The organism is Paenibacillus ottowii (assembly GCF_050516475.1).
GTDB classification, from domain to species: Bacteria; Bacillota; Bacilli; order Paenibacillales; family Paenibacillaceae; genus Paenibacillus; species Paenibacillus ottowii.
Window position 1 is genome coordinate 3,655,544 of sequence record NZ_CP191577.1, and the last position, 26,868, is coordinate 3,682,411.

Genomic DNA, 26,868 nt, shown 5'->3' on the forward strand with positions numbered 1-26,868 from the left:
GCCGCCCCTCTACGGAACGACTTTTATGTGTATGCTTACTCTAAAGCAAGTAATATTGAGACTTTTATAAAATGGACAATTGCATTACATTACATTGCAAGTTTTGCAAGTGAGCCGCAGATTCAGCGCCCTGTATGACCAAAGCCTCCAGCCCCACGCACGGTTTCAGACAAATGCTCTACTTGCTTCAGCTCGACCTCAGGCACAATCTGAAATACCATTTGTGCAATTCGCTCATTGCGCGTAATGGTGAACGGTTCTTCGCCTAAATTGATAAGAAGCACCTTAATTTCCCCACGATAATCTGCATCAATCGTTCCAGGTGTGTTAAGACAAGTGATACCATGCTTGAGAGCCAGTCCACTACGAGGACGGATTTGTGCTTCTAATCCTGCTGGCATAGCTATTGCAAATCCAGTTGGAACGAGACAACGTTTGCCGGGTTCCAGAACCAAATCCTCCTGTACTGCTGCATACAAGTCAAACCCGGATGCAAGCTCTGACATTTTACGGGGTAGCTCTATATCTTCATTGCCCCCGAGTCTGTTAATTTCAACGTAAGTTAACAAAATAGTCCCTCCTCATATCCTTAACCGCTGAATCACTTGCTCCGACCATGGACAGAGCAAACGGCTCCGAAAACATCCGATCCAGCACTTTGTTCACATCATCAGCCGTCACTTGATCGATGTGTTCGATCATTTGATCCAGCGTATAATGCTGACCTAACATTAACTCATTCTTTCCAAGACGATTCATTCGACTACCTGTACTCTCAAGGCTTAAGATCAGACTTCCTTTTAGCTGCTCCTTGCCTTTACGAAGCTCAGTAGCGTCCAAGCCGTTGACAGCCACATCTCGCAACAGCTCCAGCGTCAAATCGAGCACGTCCTTTGTTTGCTTAGGAGCCGTACCTGCATAAATCGTGAACATTCCACTATCTGCATGGGAGCTATGATAGGAATAAACCGAATAAGCCAGTCCACGTTTTTCACGAATTTCTTGGAATAAACGTGAGCTCATGCCCCCGCCGATCGCGTTATTCAGCAAAACCATAGCATACTGAAGATCGTCGCCTATTGCAAATCCAGGCAGGGACAGACAAATATGATTCTGCTCTGTTGCTTTCTCGTGATACAACAGCTTGCCGTTAAACGCAGGTACTGTCAGCGGCGAAACGATTCCGTGATTATCGAAATGTCCAAAATGTTGCTCCAGCAATTCTACAAGCCGATCGTCAACATTACCAGCCACACTGATAACTGTATTGTCGATTGTATAGTGCTCCTTCATATATTGGCTGAGATGTGAGCTGTCCATAGCTAGCAGATGATTTTCGGTTCCAAGAATCGGATAAGCCAGTGGATGTTCACCATAGGCCGCCAGAGATACAAGATCATGCACCATATCATCCGGTGTGTCCTCGTACATGGAGATTTCCTCCAAAATCACATTTTTCTCTCTTGCCAGCTCTTCCCCATCCAATTTGGAATGAAAGAACATATCAGACAGTACATCGACCGCGATCGGTAGATGCTCATCTAGCACTTTCGCATAATAGCACGTATATTCCTTCGAAGTGAAAGCATTAACATTTCCTCCGATGGCGTCAAATTGCTCAGCGATTTCCTTAGCACTAAAACGCTCGGTTCCTTTGAAAAGCATGTGTTCAATAAAATGAGAAATACCGCTATTGTCCGGTGTCTCATTTCGGGAACCGGTTTTAACCCAGATGCCGAAAGAAACAGAACGCACGGTTGGAATTTTTTCAATGACCACTCTTAGGCCGTTTTTGAGTTGAATTCTTTCCACGCTTGGCCCTCCTAAACTGAATTGCATACTTAGCCATAATGTTCAATCCTAACAGAAAAAAGACGTTCACTCAACCGGAGCTGGTAGCTGCCGATCAGGGGAAAGCGTCTGACTGACTGTTCCAGGCACAAGTCCTTTACTACGAATGGCATGGATCATACCCTTGAGAGCAGCAGCGGAGGAATCTGTTGGGTGCATCAATATCAGGGAGCCGGACTCCACCTTACTGCTGATTTTATGAATCACCGATTCCGGCGATGGATGTCTCCAGTCTACGGTGTCTAAAGTCCACAGTACTGTTTTGAGCCCATGCTCTGCCGCTATATCCACCGTTTGTTGATTAAAATCGCCCGATGGAGGGGCAAACCAAATATTTTTGACACCTAAAGTTTGTTGCAGAAGCTCTTCCGTCTTTTCGATTTCTTGTACGGCTCTAGCCCGGCTCAGACGGCTCATATCCGGATGAGAGTAGGCATGATTAGAAAGCTCATGTCCTCTTTTTTGAATTTCCTTGGCGAGTTCAGGATTTTTTTTCAGCCAGCTTCCATCAAGAAAAAAAGTGGCCTTCACCTTCTCCTGATCCAATGTATTCAATATAGGCTCGATAAACTCATTACCCCATGCTACATTGATCATGAAGGAGACCATTGGTTTTTCAGGATTGCCCCTGTAAATTGGGACATTGCCCAGTTGATTTAAATGTATTTTGGGTGCCAGTTGGCGATATACATATTGAATAGGCCGATCTGGTGCTGCAATGGCTTTGCGATAGGTAGCATCCACATCGACCTCCAGTCCGTTATAACCTGGGATAGCCTTCCATACCCTGTCGACCTTGGCATCAACTGGTTCCCTTCGCTGACGCGCTGCTTCTGTCTTTAATCGCTGCATAAGCGCATTATCAGGTAAAGGTGCTACCGCCATCGTGGGCACAGCTTCAGGCTCTTCAGTTCCTGTAACATCTCCATTGCGTAATTGACTAGCATAGTCACGAACCCCGCTAAACTGCCCAATTACCAGTGTGATGGCTAAACTGGCTACCACCCACACTGCACGTTTCACCCTACTCATCATTCCTTCATCCTCCCGCTCGTTTGTCCACATTGTATGCGAGGAGGACAAGATCTATGACGTAGCAAACTATAGAAGCTCGTTTAGACACAGCATATGCATATGTATGAAAAAAGAGCCAGAAACGTAGCTCTGCCTCTTTCCAAAAGCTTAATTAATGCTATTCAAATCCCTATCCAACATAAACGTATTGACAGCCATTACTGTGGCTCGCAAAGCATAACCTAGGACTTTGCAGGAGCTTCAGCTGTCAATACTGCCTTACGCGACAAATTGACACGACCTTGCTGATCGATCTCAGTTACTTTCACCGTTATCGTATCGCCAATAGCAATGACATCTTCAACTTTGGCTACACGCTCAGTAGACAGTTGAGAAATATGAACCAGACCATCTTTACCCGGTAAAATTTCAACAAATGCGCCAAATTTTTCAATCCGTTTGACTGTACCGATGTAAATCTCGCCGACCACGACTTCTTTTACGATACCTTCAATAATGGAACGCGCCTTCTCATTCATCTCTTGATTCGTAGAGGCGATGAACACACGACCATCTTGTTCAATATCGATCTTCACGCCGGTTTCTTCGATGATCTTGTTGATGATTTTACCACCAGCTCCAATAACATCACGGATTTTGTCCGGGTTAATGTTCATTGTCATAATTTTCGGAGCATACGGAGACAACTGTTCACGTGGTTTCTGGATCGCTTCCATCATTTTGCTAAGAATGAACAAACGTCCTTCTCTAGCTTGCTTAAGCGCATCCTGTAAAATTTTGCGGTCAATGCCGTCAATTTTAATATCCATTTGAATGGCAGTTACGCCTTCCGCTGTACCAGCAACTTTAAAGTCCATATCGCCCAGATGATCTTCCATGCCTTGGATATCCGTCAATACGGAAACATGATCTCCATCCTTGATCAATCCCATAGCCACACCTGCAACTGGAGCTTTAATCGGTACACCTGCATCCATCATAGCCAGTGTGCTTGCACAAATACTAGCTTGTGAGGTCGATCCATTCGATTCCAGCACTTCGGAAACTAGACGGATCGTGTACGGAAATTCAGTTTCAGAAGGAATTACTTTGGAAAGTGCACGCTCACCCAGAGCACCATGTCCGATTTCACGACGACCCGGCGCACGCAAAGGACGAGCCTCACCTACGCTGAATGGAGGGAAATTGTAATGATGCATGAAGCGTTTAGTTTCTTCCAGATCAATACCGTCCAGAATTTGTACGTCTCCTAATGCACCAAGAGTACAAACACTAAGCGCCTGTGTTTGCCCACGTGTAAATAAGCCTGAACCGTGCGTACGCGGCAAAATGCTAGTATCACTTTCAATCGGACGAATTTCGTCAAGCTTACGACCATCAGGACGCACTTTATCATGCGTAATCAGACGACGGACTTCTTCCTTAACGATATCATAGAGAACTTCGCTCACATCGCTTAACAGCTCAGGTGTCTCTATGTATTGTGCTTCAAAATGAGCAACGGTCTCTTTGTTAACTGCATCAATCGCCTCTTGACGGGCATGTTTTTCTGCAATTTTAACAGCTTCCACCAAACGCTCAGCTGCATAAGCACGTACTTCACTGTTCACTTTTTCATCAACAGCATGCAGCTTAACCTGCATTTTCTCTTTACCTGCTACTTGCACCAATTGTTCAATAACTGCCACAATGTTCTTAATCTCATCATGTCCGAACATAATAGCTTCGAGCATAACTTCCTCTGGAATTTCATCGCCTTCTGCTTCTACCATCATAATGGCATCTTTCGTTCCGGCTACAACGAGGTACAGATCGCTTGCATTCTGCTGTGCAATATCTGGATTAATTACAAATTGCCCGTCTACACGACCTACAGCAACACCGCCTATTGGTCCATTAAAAGGTACATCCGAAATACTGAGTGCTGCCGAGGTTCCAATCATGGCTGCAATTTCAGGTTCGCAATCCTGATCAACACTCATAACTAGGTTCAACACCTGTACATCATTTCGGAAACCTTCAGGGAACAATGGGCGAATTGGACGGTCTGTCAAGCGACTGGATAAAATCGCCTTTTGACTCGGGCGTCCTTCACGCTTAATAAATCCGCCAGGAATTTTCCCTACAGCATACAATCTTTCCTCATAGTTCACGGTCAGCGGAAAAAAGTCCAAATCTTTGGGTTCACGGGAAGCGGTCACAGTACATAGCACAACTGTTTCTCCGTAACTTACTTTAACTGCCGCATTGGCTTGTTTTGCAAGACGTCCTGTTTCAAGCACCAGCTTTCTTCCGCCGAGTTGCATTTCTACGCGTTGCTCCATGGTATCCCTCCATTTCATTTCATCGTAAAAGTTCTATACATATCCAGTATTTCCTGCGCAGGTCTTATTCATAAGAAGCCCAACAGACAAATTAGGAAATGTAATTCAAAAAAAGATTCCTCATTTCAAAAAAGAACCCGGCTGCTGTCCGCCGTCGCCTTAGCAGGGACAAGCGGTGAACAACCAGGCTTCTTTTCTCATTACATGTCTGAAAATTAACGACGCAGTCCGAGACGCTCGATCAACGCACTGTAACGTTTAACATCAGTCTTCTTCAGGTAAGCCAAAAGTTTACGACGCTGACCGACCATTTTCAACAACCCGCGGCGGGAGTGATGGTCTTTCTTGTGCGAACGAAAGTGACTTTGCAAGTTGACGATGTTTTCAGTAAGGATAGCGATTTGTACCTCAGGTGATCCTGTATCGGATTCATGAGTTTTGTACTCCTCGATCAATTGCTGTTTACGCTCTTGAGTCAATGCCATCCTGTTCACCTCCTTCATTATAATCGCCATTAGCCTCGTAACCGCCGGTGAAAGCGGACAACCAAGCTAAGGTTCATCGTTGTTTACACAACATAAGTCAGTATACCATAGCGCCTGTCTTATGTAAATAAATTAGCCCAGCAGCTTTTTAGCCGTTTGTGCGTCATTGCCAATTTGATTAATCAACTCATCCACCGACGAGAATTTGCGTTCAGGGCGGATGTAATGATGAAGTTCAACGAGCACAGGCTCCCCATAAATTTGTTGATTAAAATCAAAAAGATGTACCTCAAACGACGGATTCAGCACACCTTCATGAAAAGTAGGCTTAACCCCTACATTCATTACACCATTTATCCAATGATCACCTACGAGCGCCCGTACAGCGTATACACCCTTAACCGGAATGACATAAGAATCATCCAGCTTAAGATTAGCTGTCGGAAAACCGATTGTGCGTCCGCGTTTCTCACCATCCATCACAGTACCCTGGATACGATAAGGGCGTCCCAACCAGCGCGAAGCATGTGCCAAATCCCCCGTCTGTAAAGCACGGCGAATGCCTGAGCTGCTTACCTTATCCCCATCCAGCTCAAATGGTGGTACAGTGTAGACAGACATCAGGTCTCCTCCCAGCTTCCGAAGCGTATCCTCGTGCCCGGCTCCCCGGTGGCCAAACCTAAAATCAAAACCTACTACAGCCGTTCGAATTTGTAATGGAAGCAACACATCAGTTATAAAATCCTCTGGGCTGACCTTGGAAAATTGTTCGTTAAAACTTAAAATATAAAGTACATCCACGCCCATATCGGCCAAAATGGTCTGCTTGTCTGCAAGCGGTGTTAAATAACCTTCATAATCGCCTTTTTTCATGACTTCCTTCGGATGAGGGTGAAATGTCATGACAGATACTGGCACTTTCTGTTCACGAGCGAGCGCGACGGCCTTGCGTATCACGCTTGCATGTCCCAGATGAAGGCCGTCGAACTGGCCGATCGCCGTGACTTGTGGACGTCCCCATTGCTGCAATAGCTCATCACTCAATGGATAAGATAACGATACGGTAATCATATTCATTCACCTGCATTTCACATCATTTGACTAACTTCGTCAAAAATTATAGCACAATTCATGGTGAAAAACGTCTTTAGGCATAATTTCACGGAAGCCTAACCGTGCCTAGGGGAAGTTTTCTGACGATTATAGAATGGTTCAGCTCCGCTGAGAATTTGTAAATTCTATACGCTTAAAAAAACTTTAATTGGGGCGATCGCGCCTGATTCATCCCGTCCATATATGCCTAAAAATGTTTTATCCTCTTTATAGAGCCGGAACGGCTGGCTGTCCGTTACCGGTGGTGAAATCATACTCAGCGACAAGCGTTGACCTTGCAGAGCCGCAGCTGCCTTGGCTTCAGCCACTGTATGCTCGGGCATATAATCAATTGCTTTATCAGTGGCAATAAGCCGCTCACTCAGGCTGCCATCCGCTACATAGCGTTCAATTTCTTCGAATGTTAAACAATGTTCTGCAGTAATTCCCGCAGACATAGTTCGCTCCAGCTTAACCATCGTTGAAGGATATCCTAATTCACGGCCAATATCAACACATAGCGTACGGATATAAGTCCCTTTGGAGCATAAAGCACGAAAAGAAATATCCACATGCGGTCCCATCTTCGCAAAACCTGTCATTTCGAGCTCATAAATACTCACTTCACGACTTTTACGCTCCACAGTTTTGCCTTCTCGAGCCAGCTCGTATAAACGTTTTCCATCTACTTTGAGTGCAGAGTACATTGGTGGAACCTGGGAAATCGTACCAACAAAACGTTCCAAAACCGCTTTGGCTTCCATTTCGGTCACCTCAACCGAACGTTCGCTCTCTTCTGTAATTGTCCCAGTCAGGTCTTCGGTATCCGTAGCAATACCTAAGCGCAGTGTAGCCTGGTACTCCTTGGGCCGCTCTTGCATATATTCCACCACTCGGGTAGCGCGTCCCAGACACAACGGCAGTACACCGGTTACCTGTGGATCTAGCGTTCCGGTATGTCCAATTCGCTTCATCCCCAACAAACGGCGAGCCTTGGCCACGACATCATGAGAGGTAAATCCAGCAGGCTTATAGACAGGAAGAACACCTTCCCATACTGCCTGCCCCTTATTTATTGGATTCATAGCTCAGACTTCACCCGCCCTACAACGGTCTCGATGATATCTTCCAGCTTCCCCTCTACCCGACAGCCGGCCGCGCGTACATGTCCACCACCCCCGAAGGATTGAGCCAGCGCAGCTACATCAACATTCCCTGCCGATCTCAAACTTGCCTTGGCCGCTTGATCATTAATAACTTTAAAGAAAATGCCTACTTCAACCCCACGGATATTTCTTGGATAATTCACGATGCCTTCCAAATCCTCATTTACAGCACCACATTCTACCATATCATCAGGTGTTACAACGACCCAGGCAACTTTCCCATCCTCCGACATCGTGAGCGTTTGCAATGCCTTGGTCAGCACTTTCATTTGGGGAAATGTCATTTCCTCAAGTAGTTTCTCGGACAAAAACGGACCATCCACTCCGTAAGCAAGAAGCTGTGATACCGTAGACATCACTTTCGGTGAAGTGTTGGAGTAGCGGAAACCTCCTGTATCCGTCAGCAATCCGGTATATACAGCCGTTGCCACTTCAACGTCCCAGGCTACTGCAAACTTTTCCAATAAATCAAACAAAATCTCCGCTGTTGCCGCAGCGTCCGACTTAATTACATTAACCGCACCATAAGCATCATTTGTTGGATGGTGATCAATATTCAGAATAATGGCATCTTCCGTAAAAAACTGCTCTGTCAAGCCAACACGACGGTAATCAGCACAATCTACACAAATGATCCGGTTGTATTTCCGTTCTGGCGGTTGTTGATTCATATCCATAATCTCATCGGCATGCCATAAAAAATCCATGCGTTTAGGAATAGGTCCCTCATTCAACATGGTGAATTTCTTCCCCAGACATGAGAGAAGCCAGCCCACCGTTACGGTGGAGCTGACTGCGTCTCCGTCCGGCTGTACATGCGATACGATCAGGTAATCATCATGCTCCAGAATAAATTCCTTCGCTTGTTGAAGTGCCTGTTCATAGGTATGCATTGCCGTCTCCTTTACATTCAGTTCATGGTTCTTCATACTGACAGAAATTTTATCTCATTTCTCGTCCTTGTCGATATCACTCAACAGCTTTTCAATGCGGCTGCCGTAAGCAATAGATTCGTCAATTTTGAAAATCAGCTCAGGAATATGACGAAGTCGTATCCGTTTGCCAAGTTCAGAACGAAGATAACCGTTTGCTTTGTCCAGTGCCTTCAGGGAGGAAGTTTTTTGTTCTTCATCTCCAAGTACGCTCAAGTATACTTTCGCTTGGGACAAATCGTTTGTCACATCGACACCCGTTACCGTAATAAAACCGATACGTGGATCTTTTAATTCGGTCTGTATAAGTAGGCTTAGCTCCTTCTTAATCTGCTCGCCAACTCGACCTGTACGTATTTTAGCCATGGATGCTCACCTCTCTGCCGTTAGCGCTCCACTGTTTCCATGACGAACGCTTCAATAATGTCGGATTCCTTAACATCATTATAACCATCAAGGGTAATACCACATTCGTAACCTTGGGCAACTTCTTTTGCGTCGTCCTTGAAGCGTTTCAGTGAGTCTATTTTACCTTCAAAAATCACGATACCGTCACGGATCAGACGTGCTTCTGCTGTACGCGTAATTTTACCGGACGTTACCATACAACCAGCAATCGTTCCGACTTTAGTAACTTTAAACACGTTACGAACTTCAGCGTGACCGATCACATTTTCCTTATATTCAGGGTCCAGCATGCCTTTCATAGCCTGCTCGATCTCTTCAATAACATTATAAATAACGCGATGCAGACGAATGTCTACTTTTTCAGCTTCCGCTGTAGATTTCGCCTGATTATCAGGGCGAACGTTAAAGCCAATGACAATGGCATTGGATGCCGCAGCCAAAATAATATCGGATTCGGTGATTGCACCTGCACCACTGTGAAGAATTTTAACGCGTACACCTTCAACTTCAATCTTGTTCAAGGAGCCCTTCAGCGCTTCGACAGAACCTTGTACGTCACCCTTAATAATGACGTTCAGATCCTTCATCTCGCCATCCTTGATGTGTTGGAACAGGTCATCCAGCGTTACGCGGGTATTGCTGCCCAGATCAGATTGACGTTGTGTAATCGCACGCTTGTCAGCAATAGCACGAGCTTTGCGCTCATCCTCAAACACCATGAACGGATCGCCAGCAAGTGGAACTTCTGTCAAACCAGTAATTTCAACTGGAGTGGAAGGACCTGCTTCCTTAAGACGACGGCCTTTATCGTTGACCATGGCACGTACACGTCCGAAGCAGTTACCTGCTACGAAAGCATCGCCGACTTTCAGTGTACCGTTTTGAACAAGAATACGAGCTACAGAACCGCGACCTTTATCCAGCTCAGCCTCAATAATGGTACCACGTGCCCGTTTATCTGGATTCGCTTTGTACTCATTCACTTCAGCTACGAGCAGAATCATTTCAAGCAGATCTTCCAGACCCATTCTTTGTTTAGCGGAAACGTTGACGAAAATTGTATCGCCGCCCCACTCTTCAGGTACCAATTCATATTCTGTGAGTTCTTGCTTTACTTTGTCCGGGTTGGCATCCGGTTTGTCGATCTTGTTTACAGCTACGATGATTGGTAGACCCGCTGCTTTAGCATGGCTAATAGCTTCAACGGTTTGTGGCATAACACCGTCATCAGCTGCAACCACAATAATCGTCATATCTGTTACTTGCGCACCACGTGCACGCATAGCAGTAAAGGCTTCGTGACCCGGTGTATCCAAGAAAGTGATTTTTTTGCCGTTAATTTCAACTTGGTAGGCACCAATATGCTGTGTAATACCACCAGCTTCGCCACCGGTTACATTTGTTGAACGAATGGCATCCAGCAAAGTTGTTTTACCATGATCGACGTGCCCCATAATCGTTACAACGGGTGGACGTGTTCTCAAATCCGCTGGATCGTCATTTTCTTCCACAGTTTCAAAACGATCTTCTTCGACTGGGATTTTCACTTCTACCTCAACGCCAAAATCACCAGCAAGCAAGAGAATAGTGTCCATATCTAGTTCTTGGTTGATGGTCGCCATTGTTCCGAGCATAATCAGCTTTTTGATGACTTCTGAAGCATCCTTGTGAAGAAGCTTGGCTGTTTCACCAACAGTCATCTCACCACGCACAATAATTTTCTTAGGCGTGTTGTCGATTTTCTCGCGGCGCTCCTGTTGTTGACCTTTACCACGGTTGTTGAATTTACCACCACGATTGCTGCCCCCGCGGTTGTTGCCTCCACGGCCACCGTTACCACCGCGTCCTCCGCCTTGACGATTATCGTCAAAACGTCCTTGGCCGGAACGGTTACCGCTGTTGTTGGAATTGCCACCTGTACGGTTGCCACCACTGCGGTTCGAATTGTTGCTTCCTGCAGAAGAGGAAGTTCTTACTGCCGCACCACCCTGGCTGCTTCCCTGAGGACGTGAACCTGTGTTATTGCTACCAGTACGCTGTTGTCCTCCCTGCTGTTGACCGTTGCTACGGTTCTGAGCGCCTTGCTGGCCGCCTGGTCTACTAGAACTTTGTTGACTGCGGTTTTGACCGCCCTGCTGACTGCTTTGCGCTTTTGGAGCGCTACTTCGGTTACTGTTTTGGTTGTTGTTTGTCCTATTCATACTTACCTGCTTTTCCTGTTGATTTTTGGTTTGCTCCGTTGACTGATTACTATTCTGGCTTGAACCGGTCTGATTCGAGCTTACTTGCGCCGTGCCTGCTTCGCCTTGCTTGACCGCAGCATTGGATTTAATATTCTTAAAAAAATTTTCCACTTTACCTACGGCATCATGTTCTATGACGCTCATATGGTTGTTTACGGGAATATCCAGCCGTTTAAGAATGGTGATAATTTCTTTGCTGCTCATGTTTAACGATTTGGCGTATTCGTATACCCGCACTTTGTCTTTGCTTTCTTGTTTACTCAATATACTCCACCTCCGACATTATCCCCGCATGTTTCATGATCAATTTCGCGAATCCTTGATCCGTCACAGCTAGCACGACCCGTTCAGGTTTGCCGATGCTGCTTCCCAAGCTTTCCCGGTCAAATCCTATCAATAAGGGGATTTTGTACGTTCCGCATTTGTCGCGGAATTTCTTTTGAGTATTCATTGAAGCATCTTTAGCAAGAATGACCAGCTTGGCTTCTGAAGACCTGATCGCTTTATAAACGATCTCATCACCTGTTAGCAGCTTGCCGGCTCTCATGGCAAGCCCCAATCCAGACAGCGCCTTATTCATCCTGCACGCTGCCTTGTGCCGCCAGGAATTCTTCCTCGACGGCAGCAAAATCACGACTTAGCTGCTCATAAATATCAGGATGGACCGAGTGCTTCAATGCTCGATCCAGTGCCTTGCTCTTTTGAGCCAGCTTGAAGCAGGCGGCTTTGCCGCACAAGTAAGCGCCGCGTCCCGACTTTTTGCCAGTCAAGTCAATCAACACTTCGTCCTCAGGGGTTTTGACGACACGGATTAACTGCTTCTTTGGCATCATTTCATGACAGGCGACACATTTACGCAAAGGTATCTTTCTCTGTTTCATGCATTAACCCCCCTACACTCCGCTTAATCTACAGAAACGGAATCCTGATGCATTTCATCGGTGGATGTTCTCGGTCTGCCGAACTCTTCCTCCGCCTGTGTTTCACTCTTAATATCAATTTTCCAGCCAGTTAGCTTGGCAGCAAGGCGAGCATTTTGCCCTTTGATACCAATCGCCAGCGAAAGCTGATAATCAGGCACTATGACGCGCGCCATTTTCTCTTCTTCAAATACCTGTACTTCAAGCACCTTGGACGGACTCAAAGCATTAGCCACGTATTCATCAACATTATCAGAATAGCGTACAATATCGATTTTTTCGCCACGCAGCTCGTTTACAATGGTCTGTACGCGCGTTCCTCTTGGTCCCACACAAGAACCTACCGGATCAACCTCGGCGTTACGAGAATGAACTGCGATTTTAGAACGGAAGCCTGCTTCACGCGCTACGGAACGAATCTCTACAACACCGTCAAAAATTTCAGGCACTTCGAGTTCGAACAAACGCTTAAGCAGACCCGGATGTGATCGGGACAGCATAATTTGCGGTCCTTTAGTTGTGTTCTCCACCTTGGTAATATAAGCCTTAATCCGATCCAGATGGTTAAACTTCTCATTAGGCATCAGCTCACTCAACGGGAGAACCGCTTCCACCTTGCCAAGATCGATATAAATATTACGTGGGTCTTGACGCTGTACAGTTCCTGTTACAATATCCTCTTCCTTGTCCACAAACTTGTTGTAGATCAGTCCCCGTTCCGCTTCGCGGATGCGTTGGGTCACGACCTGCTTCGCTGTTTGTGCAGCAATCCGTCCAAAATCACGTGGTGTGACTTCAATTTCAGCGATATCCTCCAACTGAAAATGTGGGTTAATCTCACGGGCAGCCGGCAACGAAATCTCGGTACGAGGATCCAATACCTCCTCAACAATCAGCTTGCGGGCATATACCTTAATGACTCCCGAGTTGCGGTTCATATCAACACGCACGTTTTGTGCAGTATTGAAATTCCGTTTGTAGCTGGAAATCAGGGCTGCTTCAATGGCCTCAAACAGCACATCCTTACTGATCCCCTTTTCTCTTTCCAACTCGTTCATTGCTTCAATAAAATCCATACTCATGGATTACTGCTCCCCCTTTCAAATGATGACACCTGCGTACTGGTCGGCACACGAGGCAAAAAAACATGTAGTACATGTCAAACAACAACAATCAAATCTGAATTAAAATATGATCGCGAGCCTTGCACCAGCTACCTTGTCATAAGGAATGGTATGCTTCTTTTGTCCGCTTTTGACGGTGAGTTCCCCATCTTCAAAAGAAAGCAAACGGCCTTCAAATTCTTTCAGACCGTTAATCGGCTCGTATGTAGTAACGAATACGTTTTTGCCTACCGCTTTAGTAACATCCTCCGCTTTTTTCAGCGGTCTCTCGGCGCCTGGTGAAGACACCTCAAGAAAATATGCTGTAGAAACAGGGTCATTTTCATCCAGCTTTTGACCCAAATATTCACTGATCATACTACAGTCGTCCAGATCAATTCCTCCGTCTTTATCTACAAAAACGCGAAGAAACCAATTGCTGCCCTCTTTGACATACTCGACATCGACCAGTTCAAAACCATGCTCATCGAGGTAAGGTTGGGCCATTTCTTCTACTACTGATTTGATCTTTGGTGTGCTCAAAGATTATAACCTCCAAAAGTGAACTTTCCTGTGGTGAAAAAGAGATACCCTATTGCCTTGGGCAATGCTTCTCCATCACCGGCATTTTCATTTTCATTTGATGTAATGTTCATTTTGGGCTCACTGCAAATAAACCGGCGTACCGGTTGCCTGCCCAAAAATACCCTTTTTTTCACGTTGTAACTGTATATCAAACAGTAAAGAGTGGGTTTCCCCACTCTTTTAGCAACGGTTTTATCTCCATGATTACCAAAAAAATTATAACATAACCGTAGTTATGTGACAAGTGCCAGAGCTTGACTACTGTAGTTCTGCTTAAAAGAGAGACAGTTGATTACTCTCTGGCAGACCTCGAAAGCAACCCATTTGCGACAGCATTTCGACAATCGTTTTACTAGCCTTCGATTTCTGTTGAAAATCCTCAACAGACAAAAATTCACCCTGCTCACGGGCAGCTGCGATGTTACGTGCCGCATTCTCTCCAATACCCTGCAGGGCTCCGAATGGAGGAATGAGCGAGTCCCCGTCCACTTTGAAACGAGTCGCTTCGGAACGGTACAAGTCAATGGATTTAAAACTAAACCCGCGAGCCGTCATTTCCAGAGCCATCTCCAGGATTGGAAGCATTCCTTTTTCTTTCGGTGGAGCCTGGAAACCAAGTTGCTCAATTTCGACAATCTTCCGTGCGATCGCATCATACCCCTGACAGCACAGGTCAATATCAAAATCGGCTGCACGTACTGAGAAGTAAGTTGCATAGTACTCAATCGGATGATACAGCTTGAAATACGCCGTACGCACCGCTGAAATAACATAGGCTGCAGCATGCGCCTTCGGGAACATGTATTGGATTTTTAGACAAGAATCAATGTACCACTGCGGTACCTTGCATTTTTTCATCTCTTCAATCCATTCGGCACTAAGCCCTTTACCTTTACGCACGCTCTCCGTAATTTTAAAGGCCAGACCTGCATCCATCCCTGCCTTATAAATCAAAAACAGCATGATATCATCCCGACAACCAATTACGGTCTTGATGTTGCATGTATTATTTTTAATCAACTCTTGTGCGTTCCCCAGCCATACCCCCGTACCGTGAGACAAACCGGAAATTTGCAGTAAATCGGCAAAAGAACTCGGCTGCGATTCTACCAGCATCTGACGTACAAATTTTGTCCCCATCTCTGGCACACCATAGGTGGCGACAGGCGTGCGGATTTGCTGCGGTGTTACACCGAGCGCCTCCGTGGAATTGAACATACTCATCACCTTGGGATCATTCATTGGAATGGTCGTAGGATCGACCCCGGTCAAATCCTGGAGCATTCTCATCATGGTCGGATCATCATGGCCCAGAATATCGAGCTTGAGTAAGTTCGCATCAAAGGCGTGATAATCAAAATGTGTCGTTTTCCATTCCGAGCTCGTATCATCAGCCGGGTACTGCACCGGTGTAATGTCCTCGACCTCAATATAATCGGGAACAACCACGATCCCGCCCGGATGCTGTCCGGTGCTGCGTTTTACACCCGTACAACCAGAAGCCAGCCTGTTCAGCTCAGCTCCGCGCCATTTTTTATGATGTGCTTCTTCATATTTTTTGGCAAAACCAAACGCCGTTTTTTCAGCAACTGTACCAATGGTTCCTGCACGGAAAACACTTTTTTCACCAAACAGGACTTTCGTATAGTTATGGGCAACAGGTTGATATTCACCAGAGAAGTTCAAGTCAATATCGGGAACTTTATCTCCCTTAAAGCCGAGGAACGTTTCAAAAGGTATATCCTGTCCCTCTCCCTTAAGCTTGCCACCGCAATTCGGACAGTTTTTATCTGGCAAGTCAAAACCACTCGGCACACTACCGTCCAGAAACCATTCGCTGTGTCTGCATTCAGGATTACCGCAAATATAATGGGCAGGCAGCGGATTTACCTCAGAAATACCGAGAAACGTAGCTACTACAGAAGAACCAACAGATCCCCGTGAACCTACCAAGTATCCATCCTGGTTAGACTTTTTAACTAGACGCTCAGAAATGAGATAGTTAGCCGAGAATCCATATTTAATAATTGGTTCCAATTCTTTTTCAAGACGCGCTACTACGACCTCAGGCAAGGGTTCGCCATAAATGGATTGAGCCGTCTCATAGCATGTATTACGAATTTCCTCGTCTGCTCCATCCAGCAATGGTGTAAAAAGCTTATCGGGGAACAGTTCCAATTCTTCAAAACGGTCCGCCAGCTCGCTAGTGTTTGTCACAACGACTTCATATGCTTTTTCTTCACCCAAAAACTCGAACTCTGCCAGCATTTCATCCGTTGTCCGCAAATGGGCATCTGGCTTTCGAATATCCTTTAGCGGGCTAAATCCAGTAATGCCGTGAATGGTAATATCGCGGTATAGCTTATCACGAGTTTCCAAATAGTGAACATTGCCAGTAGCAATTACAGGCTTATCAAGTCGCTTTCCTATTTCGCATACTTTGCGAATGGCCGTTTTTATAGCATCAGGCCCGCTTACCAATTGCTTTTCCACCAGATGCATATACATCGTCAAAGGTTGAATTTCTAGCACATCATAAAACTGTGCAATCTCCTCGGCTTCTTCCTCTGACTTGTTCAACACAGCCTCAAAGAATTCACCTTTTTCACAACCAGAGATAATAAGCAATCCGTCTCTCATCGCGGACAATTTCGATTTAGGAATACATGGCACACGCTTGAAATATTCGGTATGAGACATAGAAACCAGTTTATACAGATTTTTCTTACCAACCGGATTAAGAGCATAAATGCAGCAATGGAAAGGACGAACCGTCGATAAGTCTTTTCCAACATAATCATTTAAACGGTCGAGCATTTTAAAACCCTTAATTTGTTCTGCATCATGGAGGAGTCCGTTCAATACTTCTGCCAATGCAACTGTATCATCAATAGCGCGGTGATGGCTTTCCAATGCAACTTTATATTTAGCGGTCAGTGTATTCAGACGATGATTTTTCAACGTAGGAAACAGCAAACGAGCCAGTTCCAGCGTATCCAGCACCGGATTGGTCATTTCAGGCAAGCCCATCTTTCGAAGAGTGGCCTGGATAAAGCCGACATCAAACCGCGCATTATGTGCAACTAATACAGCATCGCCAGCAAAAGCTACGAACTCCTTCATAACAGGTTCGACATCCGGCGCATCCTTGACCATTTCATCGTTAATGTTGGTCAGTTGCTGAATGTTGTAAGGTATGCGTTCATGCGGATTGACAAAGGTTGCATAACGATCAATTTCCTTGCCCTCATGCATTTTCACAGCGGCAATCTCAATAATTTTATTCTGTGTAACCGACAAACCGGTGGTTTCAATATCAAAAACGACATAAGTCGCTGTTTTCAGATTTAAAGGCTGCGCCTGCATTACAACCTCAACTGCATCATTAACCACATTGGCCTCAATGCCGTAGATCATTTTAATACCGTTTTTCTTTGCAGCCTTAGCAGCATCAGGGTAGCATTGAACCCCACCATGATCGGTGACCGCAATCGCTTTGTGTCCCCATTTGGCGGCTGTTTTGACATATTGATCAATCGAGGTCACAGCATCCATTGCACTCATCTTTGTGTGCAGGTGGAACTCAACCCGTTTTTCCTCTGCATTATCCTTGCGTCCAGGTGGAGCTTGTACTTCAACTAGATCGGAAGGAATCATTACCAGCTCGGGAATTTGCATAAAACGGTCGTATTCAACTCGTCCCCGCACTTTAACCCATTTACCGTTAGCCAACAAGCTGAGAATTTTTAGATCTTCTTTCGTTTTAGCAAACATTTTCATTTGTAGTGAATCACTAAAGTCTGTCAAATAATACGTAAATAACGTACTGCCATTGCGCAATTCTTTACTGTCCAGACCGAAGATTGTTCCTTGTAGGGTGACTTTCTTCTCTTCATCTTGAATCTCTTGCATTGGAATAGCTGGTTCTTTGATGTCATAGCCAAATTGAAGCCGTACATCTCCTTCTTCTTCTTCCAAAGGCGGCATTTCAGCTTCCATACTTTCCATCATCTGCTGGATAACTTCGCGTTCTTCCTGCATCTTCTTTTCCTGGAATTCCTGTAGTGCCTCTTGGTTACTTTCACCCACCTGGACCTTAATACGCATAGAGAGCCCAAAATATTTATCATAAAATTTAATAATAGCTTGATCTATCTGCTTTTTACGTGCCAGCTCTAATGACATACTATCGCTCATGGTTAGTAGTAATAGACCGTCTTCCCATTCATGCACAGCCCGGTTCATCCAACCGTTAACAGATGGAATTTCACGATGCACCCACTCTAAAAAAAGCTTCCAGTATTCACCGATAATATCACTAGGTTGAACCTGCTCACCGTACTGAAAGCGGAATGTAATTTTAGCGATATGACTCATTTTTTCCTGTACTTGAATACAGAACGTACGATATACCTGAGCGGGGACCAGCGTCTCCTTGGCAATGGTGATCTTCCAATCCTTATTAGCACGGCTTATCTCAACCTGATCGATCCAACCGTCCAAAAAATAAGGATCAACCACTCCCGCCGGCATTACAACCTGCTTCATTAGCAGCTCTAGCCGCTTTCTCTTTTCTTCAGCTCCGCCCATGGCTCTCCCCCCAATTTCCATTTACCATTCTGAAAACATGAAAAGCTTCTGCGTCTAAAACATCTCCGACCGCAAAAGCTTTTCGTAGCCTTCTTCAATCTCATCACAACAACATAGATAGTCCTGAACATTATCCCGGAACAGCTATCCTGTTGGCGAAGAGAATGAAGTGAGTATAGGGTATTGCCCTTCTTTATTAGTACGCCCGTGCGAACACTACTGTATGCTTGGCTGGTTTGCCACAGCACAAACATGTGGTTTTTTGCTCAGTTGTTTTAAACGGTATGTTACGGCTTGTAGCGCCTGTCACTTCTTTAACTTTGTCTTCACATTCTTCAGATCCGCACCATCCAGCCAAAGTAAAGCCACGTTTTTCTTCCATGAGAGTCTTCATTTCATCCAACGTGTCGACAGAATAGAAGTTTTCTTCCATGAAATTTTTCGCACGGTCATACATCTCCTGCTGTACCTGTGCGAGCATCGCGTGTACTTCTTCAACCAGATTATCCTGTTGTACAATTTTTTTCTCACCACTGATACGAGATACGAGCACACAGACACCGTTTTCCATATCACGAGGTCCTATTTCCAGACGAACCGGTACACCGCGCATTTCGTATTCATTAAATTTCCAGCCTGGACTTACATCGCTGCGGTCGTCCATTTTAACACGGACATCTGCTTGTTTCAACTCGGCGAACAATTCATCTGCACGTGCGATAACTGCATCACGTTTCTTAGGTGGTCCAATAGGAACCATAATCACCTGTGTAGGTGCCACTTTAGGAGGCAGTGCGAGACCACGGTCATCTCCATGGACCATAATCAATGCACCGATCAAACGTGTACTTGTTCCCCAAGATGTCGTATGCGCGAATTCCAGGTTGTTTTCACGACTCAAATATTTAATGTCAAATGCTACGGCAAAGTTAGTCCCCATATAGTGGGATGTTCCAGCTTGTACCGCACGTCCATCTCTCATCATCGCTTCCAGTGAAAATGTATCCTTCGCACCTGCGAACTTTTCAGAAGGCGTCTTCTGTCCAGTAATAACCGGAATAGCTAGAACTTCCTCGATGACCTCGCGATAAACTTCCAGCATTTTCATCGTTTCTTCCCGTGCTTCTTCTTCTGTTTCATGGGCTGTGTGACCCTCTTGCCACAAAAACTCACTTGTCCGCAAGAAAGGCAGCGTACGTTTTTCCCAACGCACCACGTTAGCCCATTGGTTAATAAGCACAGGCAGATCACGATAGGATTGAATCCATTTCGAGTACATATGACCGATCATGGTTTCTGATGTTGGACGGATTGCAAGGCGTTCTTCCAGCTTTTCTCCACCAGCCTCAGTCACCCATGGCAGTTCAGGATTAAATCCCTCTACATGCTCTTTTTCTTTTTGGAAAAAGCTCTCTGGGATAAACATTGGAAAATACGCATTGCGGTGCCCTGTTTCTCTGAAACGCACATCCATAGCTTCCTTAATATGCTCCCAAATCTCAAAACCATCGGGACGGAATACAATACATCCGCGAACCGGCGAGTAATCCATCAGTTCTGCTTTTTTAATAACATCAATATACCATCGGGAAAAATCTTCGCTTTGTGGCGTGATTTCCTCGACAAACTGTTTATCGTTCGACATAGAAATGCATGTCCTCCCATACAGACCATTTTTATAATGTCCGTCTCTAATTAACCATTAATTAAGCGTAAAATATCATTATACGTGACCGCAATCATAAGCAGGAATAGCATAGCAAAACCAACGAAATGAACCATTCCTTCCCTGCTCGGATCAACAGGACGTCCTCTTACCGCCTCAACACCAAGGAAAACAAGTCTACTTCCATCCAACGCCGGGATAGGCAACAGATTGAATATCCCCAGATAAAGACTCATAATCGCAGTCCAATATGTCAACTGCTCAATGCCTTGCTTAGCAATTTGTCCCGTCACTTCAAAAGTACGTACGGGGCCTCCCAGGTCATTGATAGAAAAACGTTGAATAAGCTGGCTAAACCCTTGGAAAATAAGGTCTGTCGTTCTCACCATGGATTGTCCGGCAAATTTGAACGTTTCCCCAACACCTGCTTGGCGTTTTGGAAGCTCAGGCACAATGCCCACCTTGCCACCCTTTTGTCCTTCCATTGCACGAGGAGTGATAGTAAGATCAAAAGTCTTATCACCACGACGAACTGTCCACGTCATCGGCTTGTCTTGAGAATCCGCAATCAGCTTGATCATGTTTTCAACATTCGCACCAATTGCAATTCCGTTCACCGATTCAATGATATCTCCCTTATGCAAATCAGCTTCCGCAGCAGGCATACCTGCTGTAATTTCACTAATTTGGACATACGTCGGGTTGTCCACCTGTATGCCAACCATCTGGATATGCAGACCAAACAGAATAAAGGCAAGAATAAAATTCATTAGTGGTCCAGCAAATATAGCCATCGCACGCTGTCCTACTGTTTTGCTCCCATACTGTCTATCCTTCGGTGCGATTTGGATGGATTGCCCTTTGGTTACCATCATGGCTTGCGGGTGTACAGTATATTGCTGATCTTCGCCATCTACATCCAATTTTATCGTTAGCGCTTGTTCCAGATCAATATCCAACACTTCACCACGTACTACATTTTTGCGGTTATCCAATTGATCCAAATAAATGGTCTTAACGACGCCATCTGTTACGCGTACAGCAATCGTTTGTCCAGTTTCAATTTCGTTGACCTCCGGATCCTCTCCCGCCATGCGGGCAAAACCACCAAACGGCAGCAGTCGCAACGTAAATCGTGTCTCGTTTCTTTTATAAGAGAACAGTTTCGGACCGAAACCGATCGCAAACTCCCGTACCAGAATCCCGGCGCGTTTGGCGAAATAATAATGCCCCCATTCATGCACCGTCACTATGACGAAAAACATGAGCACCGTCATCAACACTATTTGAATCGTTTCCAATCGTTTCCGTTCCCCTTTCAATGAGATCGAGTTTGTCTTCCTAGATTATCATTATTCTCCGAACTCGCACAAGAGAATCACAATTCCTTTCTTAACCCCAACATTAGCCTACAATTTCGCAGCTATGATACGAGCCTCGCGGTCACATGTTTCAATCGTAGACAAATCAGGATTCGCTATATTGACATGTTGTTCGAGCACCTGTTCAATAATAGCTTCGATATGCAGAAAAGAAATTTCTCCACGCAAGAAACGGGCAACAGCAATCTCATTAGCAGCATTAAATGCGGTTGGTGCTGTACCACCCATTTTACCACATTCGAAGGCAAGCCTTAAACATGGAAAACGATTAAAATCCATTTCCTTAAAATGGAGTTTTCCCACTTCAGCCAGTGACAGAGGTTTCGCCGGAGACTTCATCCGCTCAGGGTAAGTTAAAGCATATTGAATGGGTACTCTCATGTCCGGGTTCCCAAGTTGAGCAACAATGCTTGTATCCTGAAACTCGACGTAGGAGTGAATAATGCTTTCCGGATGAAGCAGCACATGAATCTGCTCATAGCTAAGCCCGAACAGCCAATGTGCCTCAATAACTTCCAGCCCTTTGTTCACCATCGTTGCTGAATCAATTGTAATTTTGGCCCCCATTGACCAATTAGGATGCTTAAGTGCATCTTCCACGGTGACTTCACGAAGTTGTTCTCTTGTCAAATCTCGAAAAGAACCGCCTGATGCTGTGAGGGTAATATGTGCCACATCTTTCATATGCTCACCATTCAAGCATTGGAAAATAGCTGAATGCTCACTGTCAATCGGCAGCAACGGCACTCCTTTCGCCCGAGCCCGCGCTGTGACCAGATGACCAGCCGTAACCAGTGTTTCCTTATTGGCCAAACCGATCTGTTTTCCAGCCTCAATCGCGGCCAGCGTGGAGTGCAATCCGACACTGCCCATTACAGCCGTCACAACCATATCTGCCTCTGTGTTTGCAGCCAGCTCAACGAGCCCTTCATTTCCATAGTGTAGTTCGATTCCAGAAGGCAGTAAAGGACGGATTTCATCCGCTAACTGCCGAGTACCGACAGACACCTTTTTAGGATGATAGAGATGTGCTTGCTCAGCAAGCAACTTGATATTCGAGCCGCCCGCTAAAGCCTCAACAGTGAACTGATCTGGGTGCATAGACACCACATCCAGCGTTTGAGTTCCAATAGATCCGGTTGAACCAAGTACCGTAATTCTTTTCATGATGCACCTTCCTATCCAGAAAATCACGCTTATCAGGAGCTCATTGTTAGTTATCCAGGCAACTATGCAACTGGTTCCATCCTACTAATAGCGCAGGGTGAACAGCATAGAGATTGATCCTGAGCATAAGTTATAATCACCAGGCTCATGGAAGCAGCATCAGCATATGTACAAATGGAAAAACAACAATCCAGCTGTCGCAGCGGTCTAGTATACCACCGTGTCCAGGCAACAGATTACCCGAATCTTTAATGCCGTACACTCGTTTGTATGCAGATTGTACCAAATCACCCAGTTGTCCCACAACAGCGCATGACAAGCCGATGCCTAAGGCTTTACCCCATGGCAGCAGCCCACCTGATAATCCAGCGAATACCAGAGCTATAACCAGCGCTAAAATAACTCCGCCAATGGACCCTTCAACCGTTTTGTTTGGACTAATTGCAGGCCATAGCTTCGTTTTCCCTGCCATTTTGCCTACAAAATATGCTCCTGCATCACTTGCCCAAATACAAGCCAATAGCAAAAAAGTCCATAATAGGCCATGTTCCATATGACGTGATTCCGCAATATACGAAAATCCAAAACCTATATATACAGTACCCAAAAATAAAATAGCTACCGTTTGAATCGGGATTTTATTTTTCGTTCCTACCGTAATCATCATAAATACGATCATTACCAGCCATAGCAAACTGGCAAGGGATAATGGTGAGTGCAACCCCAGAGGTTGATACGGGAATACAAATGCTAATATGCTTACATAGCCAAACATTGCTGTACCTCCAAAAGGAGATACCTGCGTCATTCGTGCGAACTCATAAAATCCGATTAGGGCCATCAGCAATATAAGCAAATGGTAGGCCAAGCCGCCCCACAGGACCATTGCCAAAAAGAATATGCCTGCCAGAATACCGGTAATTAATCTCTGTCTCAACGGCTTTCATCCTCCATTTACTTCAGTCCGCCATACCGCCGTGATCTTTTCTGATATTCAATCACTGCTTCGTATAAGTGCTCTTTCTTAAACTCGGGCCAATAAATATCAGTAAACCACAACTCACTATATGCAAGCTGCCAAAGCATAAAGTTACTAAGTCTAAGTTCCCCGCTCGTTCGAATTAACAAATCAGGATCCGGCATACCCGTAGAGAGCAATGTGTTGCCGATTAGATCAGATGTTATATCTTCCGGCTTAAGCTCCCCAGTTTCAATTTGGCGACCCAATGCTTGCATGCATTCTGTGATTTCCAGCCGACTGCCATAATTTAATGCAAAATTAAGTACAAGTCCAGTATTATTTTCAGTACGTCGAGTCGCTTCAGTCAACGCTTCAACGGTATGGGAAGGTAAATGTTCCTTGTTTCCCATCATACGTACTTGCACATTTTTTTCGATTAGCTCATCCAACTCAATTGCCAAAAATTCTTGAGGTAGTTTCATTAGAAAATCAACTTCGTCCTTGGGACGCGTCCAATTCTCAGTTGAAAAAGCAAACATTGTTAAATATTTGATACCCAGTTCATCCGCTGCAATTGCTGTGCGCTTCACTGCCTTCATTCCATTTTGATGCCCTACAATCCGCGGCATTCCAATCCGTTTGGCCCATCTGCCGTTCCCATCCATGATGACAGCAACATGCTGCGGAATATTGTCCTTTGAAATGGCCGGTGTTTGCTGTTTTTGTTCCCCGTTCCACCAAGACCGAACCCGTTTGATCATTCCAGTTCCTCCAGCATTCTCTGAAAATGTGCCTCAGGCTTGAAAAGAGACAAACCCCACCGTAAGGGAGGGGCTGCCAATCTTTTTAAACTTCCATGATTTCTTTTTCTTTTGCAGCTAAAACTTTATCTACTTCAGCGATAAACTTATCCGTCGTCTTCTGGATATCTTCCTGATGTTTACGAGATTCGTCCTCGGAAATATCACTTTTTTCCATTTTTTTGATATCATCATTTGCATCACGACGAATGTTACGGATAGCGATTTTTGCTTCTTCACCGCTTTTTTTCGTCAGCTTCACCAAGTCAGTTCTACGCTCTTCCGTTAAAGCAGGAATACTCAGACGAATGGTGTTACCGTCATTTGAAGGTGTCAAACCTAGATCGGATTTTTGGATAGCGCGTTCGATATCAGCCAAAGAAGATTTGTCCCAAGGCTGAATCATCAGAGTCCGACTATCAGGTGTATTGATATTCGCCAGCTGATTAACTGGAGTCATTGCGCCGTAATATTCAACCTGCACACGGTCCAGTAATGCTGGTGTTGCCCGTCCTGCACGCAAAGATGCAAGATCACGTTGCAATGCCTGGATGGCTTTTTGCATGCGCTCTTCAGCGCTCTTTTTCACAGATTGTGGCATTAATTTACACTCCCTTTGACGATCGTACCAATTTTTTCACCCAGTACGACACGTTTAATGTTACCTTGCTCTGTAATAGCAAAGACAATCAACGGAATATTGTTATCCATGCACAGCGAGGAAGCTGTAGAATCCATGACACCGAGATTTTTGTTAAGCACATCCAAATACGTAAGCTGCTCATATTTTTCAGCTGTGCTATCTTTAAACGGATCGGCGGAGTATACACCATCCACTTTATTTTTAGCCATTAGAATGACTTCAGCTTCAATCTCAGCGGCACGCAAAGCAGCTGTAGTATCAGTCGAAAAGAACGGATTGCCCGTGCCTGCAGCAAAAATAACGACCCGACCTTTTTCTAGATGACGGATGGCTCTACGGCGGATATAAGGCTCAGCAATCTGTTGCATCGCGATAGATGTTTGTACACGCGTAGGCACTTCAATTTGTTCCAAAGCATCCTGTAAGGCCAGTGAGTTCATCACGGTTGCAAGCATACCCATGTAGTCTGCTGTTGCCCGGTCGATCCCATTGGCACTTCCGGCAATACCACGCCAGATATTACCGCCTCCGCACACAATAGCAACTTCTACTCCCAGTTCCACCACGTCTTTGACTTGCTGGGCAATCGACGCAATTGTATCCGCATCAATACCATAACCGTTAGGACCTGACAGCGATTCCCCACTAACTTTCAGAACAACACGCTTAAACACAGGTTTTTCCAAATGATCACCCTCCAATTTCATATATTTTTTATGTAACAGGATAGGTGTCCTGTTGCAAGAAAAGGAACACTGATGTGTTCCATTTCTGTTTTTTCATATGCAATTACCGATCGCTGGTAATTATTGTTTCACTTGAGACATAACTTCTTCGTAGAAGTTGTCTTCTTTTTTCTCCAGACCTTCACCCAGTTCGAAACGAACAAAGCGACGTACGGAGATGTTTTCACCAATTGTACTGATTTTCTCGTTAATCAATGTGGAGATTGTTTTGTCTGGATCTTTAATGAAAGATTGCTCCAGCAAACAGAATTCTTCGTAGAATTTACCGATGCGGCCTTCAACCATTTTTTCAACGATTTTTTCTGGTTTGCCTTCGTTGAGAGCTTGTGCTTTCAGGATTTCTTTTTCTTTTTCGATCTCTTCCTGTGGCACTTCTTCACGACGAACATAACGAGGGTTCGATGCAGCGATGTGCATTGCAATGTCACGAACAAAATCTTTGAACTGGTCAGTTTTCGCCACGAAGTCTGTTTCGCAGTTTACTTCTACCAGTACGCCGATACGGCCGCCAGCATGGATGTAAGATTCAACAACGCCTTCAGTAGCGATACGGCCTGCTTTGTTGGCTGCAGCTGCAAGTCCTTTTTCTCGCAGAACTTCAACCGCTTTTGTCAAATCACCATTTGCTTCTTCAAGCGCTTTTTTGCAATCCAGCATTCCTGCGCCTGTTTTTTCACGAAGCTCTTTTACTGCGCTAGCATTAACTGCCATATTATTTCCCTCCAAATTTGATTTTCAGTGGTATATACGAGATTTATTCCTTAAAAAA

23 protein-coding genes are annotated in these 26,868 nt (G+C 45.2%); all 23 read right to left on the reverse strand.

Annotated elements, in window-relative coordinates; genetic code table 11:
• Positions 1-122: 122 nt before the first annotated feature.
• The 23 genes from dut to tsf all read right to left on the reverse strand — a co-directional run bounded on the left by dut (position 123) and on the right by tsf (position 26,810).
• Positions 123-569, reverse strand: a complete 447-nt coding sequence (gene dut / locus ACQQ6X_RS16945) for a dUTP diphosphatase (protein WP_305166295.1) — start codon at positions 567-569, stop codon at positions 123-125.
• A complete protein-coding gene (locus ACQQ6X_RS16950; protein ID WP_149032791.1) occupies positions 553-1,812 on the reverse strand; it encodes a M16 family metallopeptidase in 1,260 nt (419 codons plus the stop codon). The genes dut and ACQQ6X_RS16950 overlap by 17 nt, the downstream gene beginning before the upstream one ends.
• A gap of 66 nt (positions 1,813-1,878) precedes the next feature.
• On the reverse strand, positions 1,879-2,886 hold the full coding sequence (locus ACQQ6X_RS16955; protein WP_305166297.1) for a polysaccharide deacetylase family protein: 1,008 nt from the start codon (positions 2,884-2,886) through the stop codon (positions 1,879-1,881).
• A gap of 221 nt (positions 2,887-3,107) precedes the next feature.
• Entirely contained in the window at positions 3,108-5,210 is a 2,103-nt protein-coding gene (pnp, locus tag ACQQ6X_RS16960; RefSeq protein WP_305166298.1) for a polyribonucleotide nucleotidyltransferase, read from the reverse strand.
• A gap of 215 nt (positions 5,211-5,425) precedes the next feature.
• On the reverse strand, positions 5,426-5,695 hold the full coding sequence (gene rpsO / locus ACQQ6X_RS16965; protein WP_007430074.1) for a 30S ribosomal protein S15: 270 nt from the start codon (positions 5,693-5,695) through the stop codon (positions 5,426-5,428).
• A 132-nt stretch (positions 5,696-5,827) separates the two neighbouring features.
• Entirely contained in the window at positions 5,828-6,766 is a 939-nt protein-coding gene (locus ACQQ6X_RS16970) for a bifunctional riboflavin kinase/FAD synthetase (protein ID WP_149032788.1), read from the reverse strand.
• Positions 6,767-6,933: 167 nt separating this feature from the next.
• Positions 6,934-7,872 (reverse strand): tRNA pseudouridine(55) synthase TruB, encoded by a 939-nt coding sequence (gene truB, locus ACQQ6X_RS16975; protein ID WP_305166299.1) that lies wholly within the window; start codon positions 7,870-7,872, stop codon positions 6,934-6,936.
• Positions 7,869-8,846 carry a DHH family phosphoesterase gene (locus ACQQ6X_RS16980; RefSeq protein WP_305166300.1) on the reverse strand — a complete coding sequence of 326 codons (978 nt, stop codon included), beginning with the start codon at positions 8,844-8,846 and terminating at the stop codon, positions 7,869-7,871. Before ACQQ6X_RS16980 ends, truB begins: the two co-directional genes overlap by 4 nt.
• A 54-nt stretch (positions 8,847-8,900) precedes the next feature.
• Positions 8,901-9,251: a 30S ribosome-binding factor RbfA gene (rbfA, locus tag ACQQ6X_RS16985; protein ID WP_013370723.1), complete on the reverse strand. Its 351-nt coding sequence runs from the start codon at positions 9,249-9,251 to the stop codon at positions 8,901-8,903.
• 20 nt (positions 9,252-9,271) lie between these two features.
• Positions 9,272-11,800 (reverse strand): translation initiation factor IF-2, encoded by a 2,529-nt coding sequence (gene infB, locus ACQQ6X_RS16990; protein WP_305166301.1) that lies wholly within the window; start codon positions 11,798-11,800, stop codon positions 9,272-9,274.
• Positions 11,793-12,116: a L7Ae/L30e/S12e/Gadd45 family ribosomal protein gene (locus tag ACQQ6X_RS16995; protein ID WP_007430068.1), complete on the reverse strand. Its 324-nt coding sequence runs from the start codon at positions 12,114-12,116 to the stop codon at positions 11,793-11,795. The genes infB and ACQQ6X_RS16995 overlap by 8 nt, the downstream gene beginning before the upstream one ends.
• On the reverse strand, positions 12,109-12,417 hold the full coding sequence (gene rnpM / locus ACQQ6X_RS17000; protein WP_007430067.1) for an RNase P modulator RnpM: 309 nt from the start codon (positions 12,415-12,417) through the stop codon (positions 12,109-12,111). The genes ACQQ6X_RS16995 and rnpM overlap by 8 nt, the downstream gene beginning before the upstream one ends.
• Positions 12,418-12,440: 23 nt before the next feature.
• Entirely contained in the window at positions 12,441-13,538 is a 1,098-nt protein-coding gene (gene nusA / locus ACQQ6X_RS17005; protein ID WP_063208885.1) for a transcription termination factor NusA, read from the reverse strand.
• Between the two features lie 102 nt (positions 13,539-13,640).
• Complete coding sequence (rimP, locus tag ACQQ6X_RS17010) at positions 13,641-14,102, reverse strand: ribosome maturation factor RimP (RefSeq protein WP_305166303.1); 462 nt, start codon at positions 14,100-14,102, stop codon at positions 13,641-13,643.
• 315 nt (positions 14,103-14,417) lie between these two features.
• Positions 14,418-18,734 (reverse strand): PolC-type DNA polymerase III, encoded by a 4,317-nt coding sequence (locus tag ACQQ6X_RS17015; RefSeq protein ID WP_305166304.1) that lies wholly within the window; start codon positions 18,732-18,734, stop codon positions 14,418-14,420.
• 196 nt (positions 18,735-18,930) lie between these two features.
• The gene (proS, locus tag ACQQ6X_RS17020; protein ID WP_305166305.1) at positions 18,931-20,379 is read right to left on the reverse strand and encodes a proline--tRNA ligase; all 1,449 of its coding nucleotides are present in this window, start codon (positions 20,377-20,379) and stop codon (positions 18,931-18,933) included.
• 50 nt (positions 20,380-20,429) lie between these two features.
• The gene (gene rseP / locus ACQQ6X_RS17025; protein ID WP_305166306.1) at positions 20,430-21,701 is read right to left on the reverse strand and encodes an RIP metalloprotease RseP; all 1,272 of its coding nucleotides are present in this window, start codon (positions 21,699-21,701) and stop codon (positions 20,430-20,432) included.
• Between the two features lie 108 nt (positions 21,702-21,809).
• Positions 21,810-22,949, reverse strand: coding sequence for a 1-deoxy-D-xylulose-5-phosphate reductoisomerase (locus ACQQ6X_RS17030; protein WP_305166307.1), 1,140 nt, complete (start codon positions 22,947-22,949; stop codon positions 21,810-21,812).
• A gap of 145 nt (positions 22,950-23,094) precedes the next feature.
• Positions 23,095-23,886: a phosphatidate cytidylyltransferase gene (locus ACQQ6X_RS17035; protein WP_305166308.1), complete on the reverse strand. Its 792-nt coding sequence runs from the start codon at positions 23,884-23,886 to the stop codon at positions 23,095-23,097.
• Positions 23,887-23,903: 17 nt separating this feature from the next.
• Entirely contained in the window at positions 23,904-24,671 is a 768-nt protein-coding gene (locus tag ACQQ6X_RS17040; RefSeq protein ID WP_305166309.1) for an isoprenyl transferase, read from the reverse strand.
• An 85-nt stretch (positions 24,672-24,756) separates the two neighbouring features.
• A complete protein-coding gene (gene frr, locus ACQQ6X_RS17045) occupies positions 24,757-25,311 on the reverse strand; it encodes a ribosome recycling factor (RefSeq protein WP_014599669.1) in 555 nt (184 codons plus the stop codon).
• Positions 25,311-26,039 (reverse strand): UMP kinase, encoded by a 729-nt coding sequence (pyrH, locus tag ACQQ6X_RS17050; protein ID WP_063208903.1) that lies wholly within the window; start codon positions 26,037-26,039, stop codon positions 25,311-25,313. Before pyrH ends, frr begins: the two co-directional genes overlap by 1 nt.
• Before the next feature lie 120 nt (positions 26,040-26,159).
• Positions 26,160-26,810 (reverse strand): translation elongation factor Ts, encoded by a 651-nt coding sequence (gene tsf, locus ACQQ6X_RS17055; RefSeq protein WP_013370709.1) that lies wholly within the window; start codon positions 26,808-26,810, stop codon positions 26,160-26,162.
• Positions 26,811-26,868 lie beyond the last annotated feature (58 nt).

Excerpts from the sequence above, each read along its gene's own strand:
- frr (WP_014599669.1), bottom strand. The coding sequence starts at position 25,311 with ATGCCACAATCTGTGAAAAAGAGCGCTGAAGAGCGCATGCAAAAAGCC.
- ACQQ6X_RS16980 (WP_305166300.1), bottom strand. The coding sequence starts at position 8,846 with ATGCATACCTATGAACAGGCACTTCAACAAGCGAAGGAATTTATTCTG.
- ACQQ6X_RS16955 (WP_305166297.1), bottom strand. The coding sequence starts at position 2,886 with ATGATGAGTAGGGTGAAACGTGCAGTGTGGGTGGTAGCCAGTTTAGCC.
- ACQQ6X_RS16970 (WP_149032788.1), bottom strand. The coding sequence starts at position 6,766 with ATGATTACCGTATCGTTATCTTATCCATTGAGTGATGAGCTATTGCAG.
- pnp (WP_305166298.1), bottom strand. The coding sequence starts at position 5,210 with ATGGAGCAACGCGTAGAAATGCAACTCGGCGGAAGAAAGCTGGTGCTT.
- proS (WP_305166305.1), bottom strand. The coding sequence starts at position 20,379 with ATGTCGAACGATAAACAGTTTGTCGAGGAAATCACGCCACAAAGCGAA.
- ACQQ6X_RS17015 (WP_305166304.1), bottom strand. The coding sequence starts at position 18,734 with ATGGGCGGAGCTGAAGAAAAGAGAAAGCGGCTAGAGCTGCTAATGAAG.
- nusA (WP_063208885.1), bottom strand. The coding sequence starts at position 13,538 with ATGAGTATGGATTTTATTGAAGCAATGAACGAGTTGGAAAGAGAAAAG.
- rpsO (WP_007430074.1), bottom strand. The coding sequence starts at position 5,695 with ATGGCATTGACTCAAGAGCGTAAACAGCAATTGATCGAGGAGTACAAA.
- rnpM (WP_007430067.1), bottom strand. The coding sequence starts at position 12,417 with ATGAAACAGAGAAAGATACCTTTGCGTAAATGTGTCGCCTGTCATGAA.
- truB (WP_305166299.1), bottom strand. The coding sequence starts at position 7,872 with ATGAATCCAATAAATAAGGGGCAGGCAGTATGGGAAGGTGTTCTTCCT.
- tsf (WP_013370709.1), bottom strand. The coding sequence starts at position 26,810 with ATGGCAGTTAATGCTAGCGCAGTAAAAGAGCTTCGTGAAAAAACAGGC.
- ACQQ6X_RS17040 (WP_305166309.1), bottom strand. The coding sequence starts at position 24,671 with ATGATCAAACGGGTTCGGTCTTGGTGGAACGGGGAACAAAAACAGCAA.
- ACQQ6X_RS17030 (WP_305166307.1), bottom strand. The coding sequence starts at position 22,949 with ATGAAAAGAATTACGGTACTTGGTTCAACCGGATCTATTGGAACTCAA.
- rbfA (WP_013370723.1), bottom strand. The coding sequence starts at position 9,251 with ATGGCTAAAATACGTACAGGTCGAGTTGGCGAGCAGATTAAGAAGGAG.
- ACQQ6X_RS16995 (WP_007430068.1), bottom strand. The coding sequence starts at position 12,116 with ATGAATAAGGCGCTGTCTGGATTGGGGCTTGCCATGAGAGCCGGCAAG.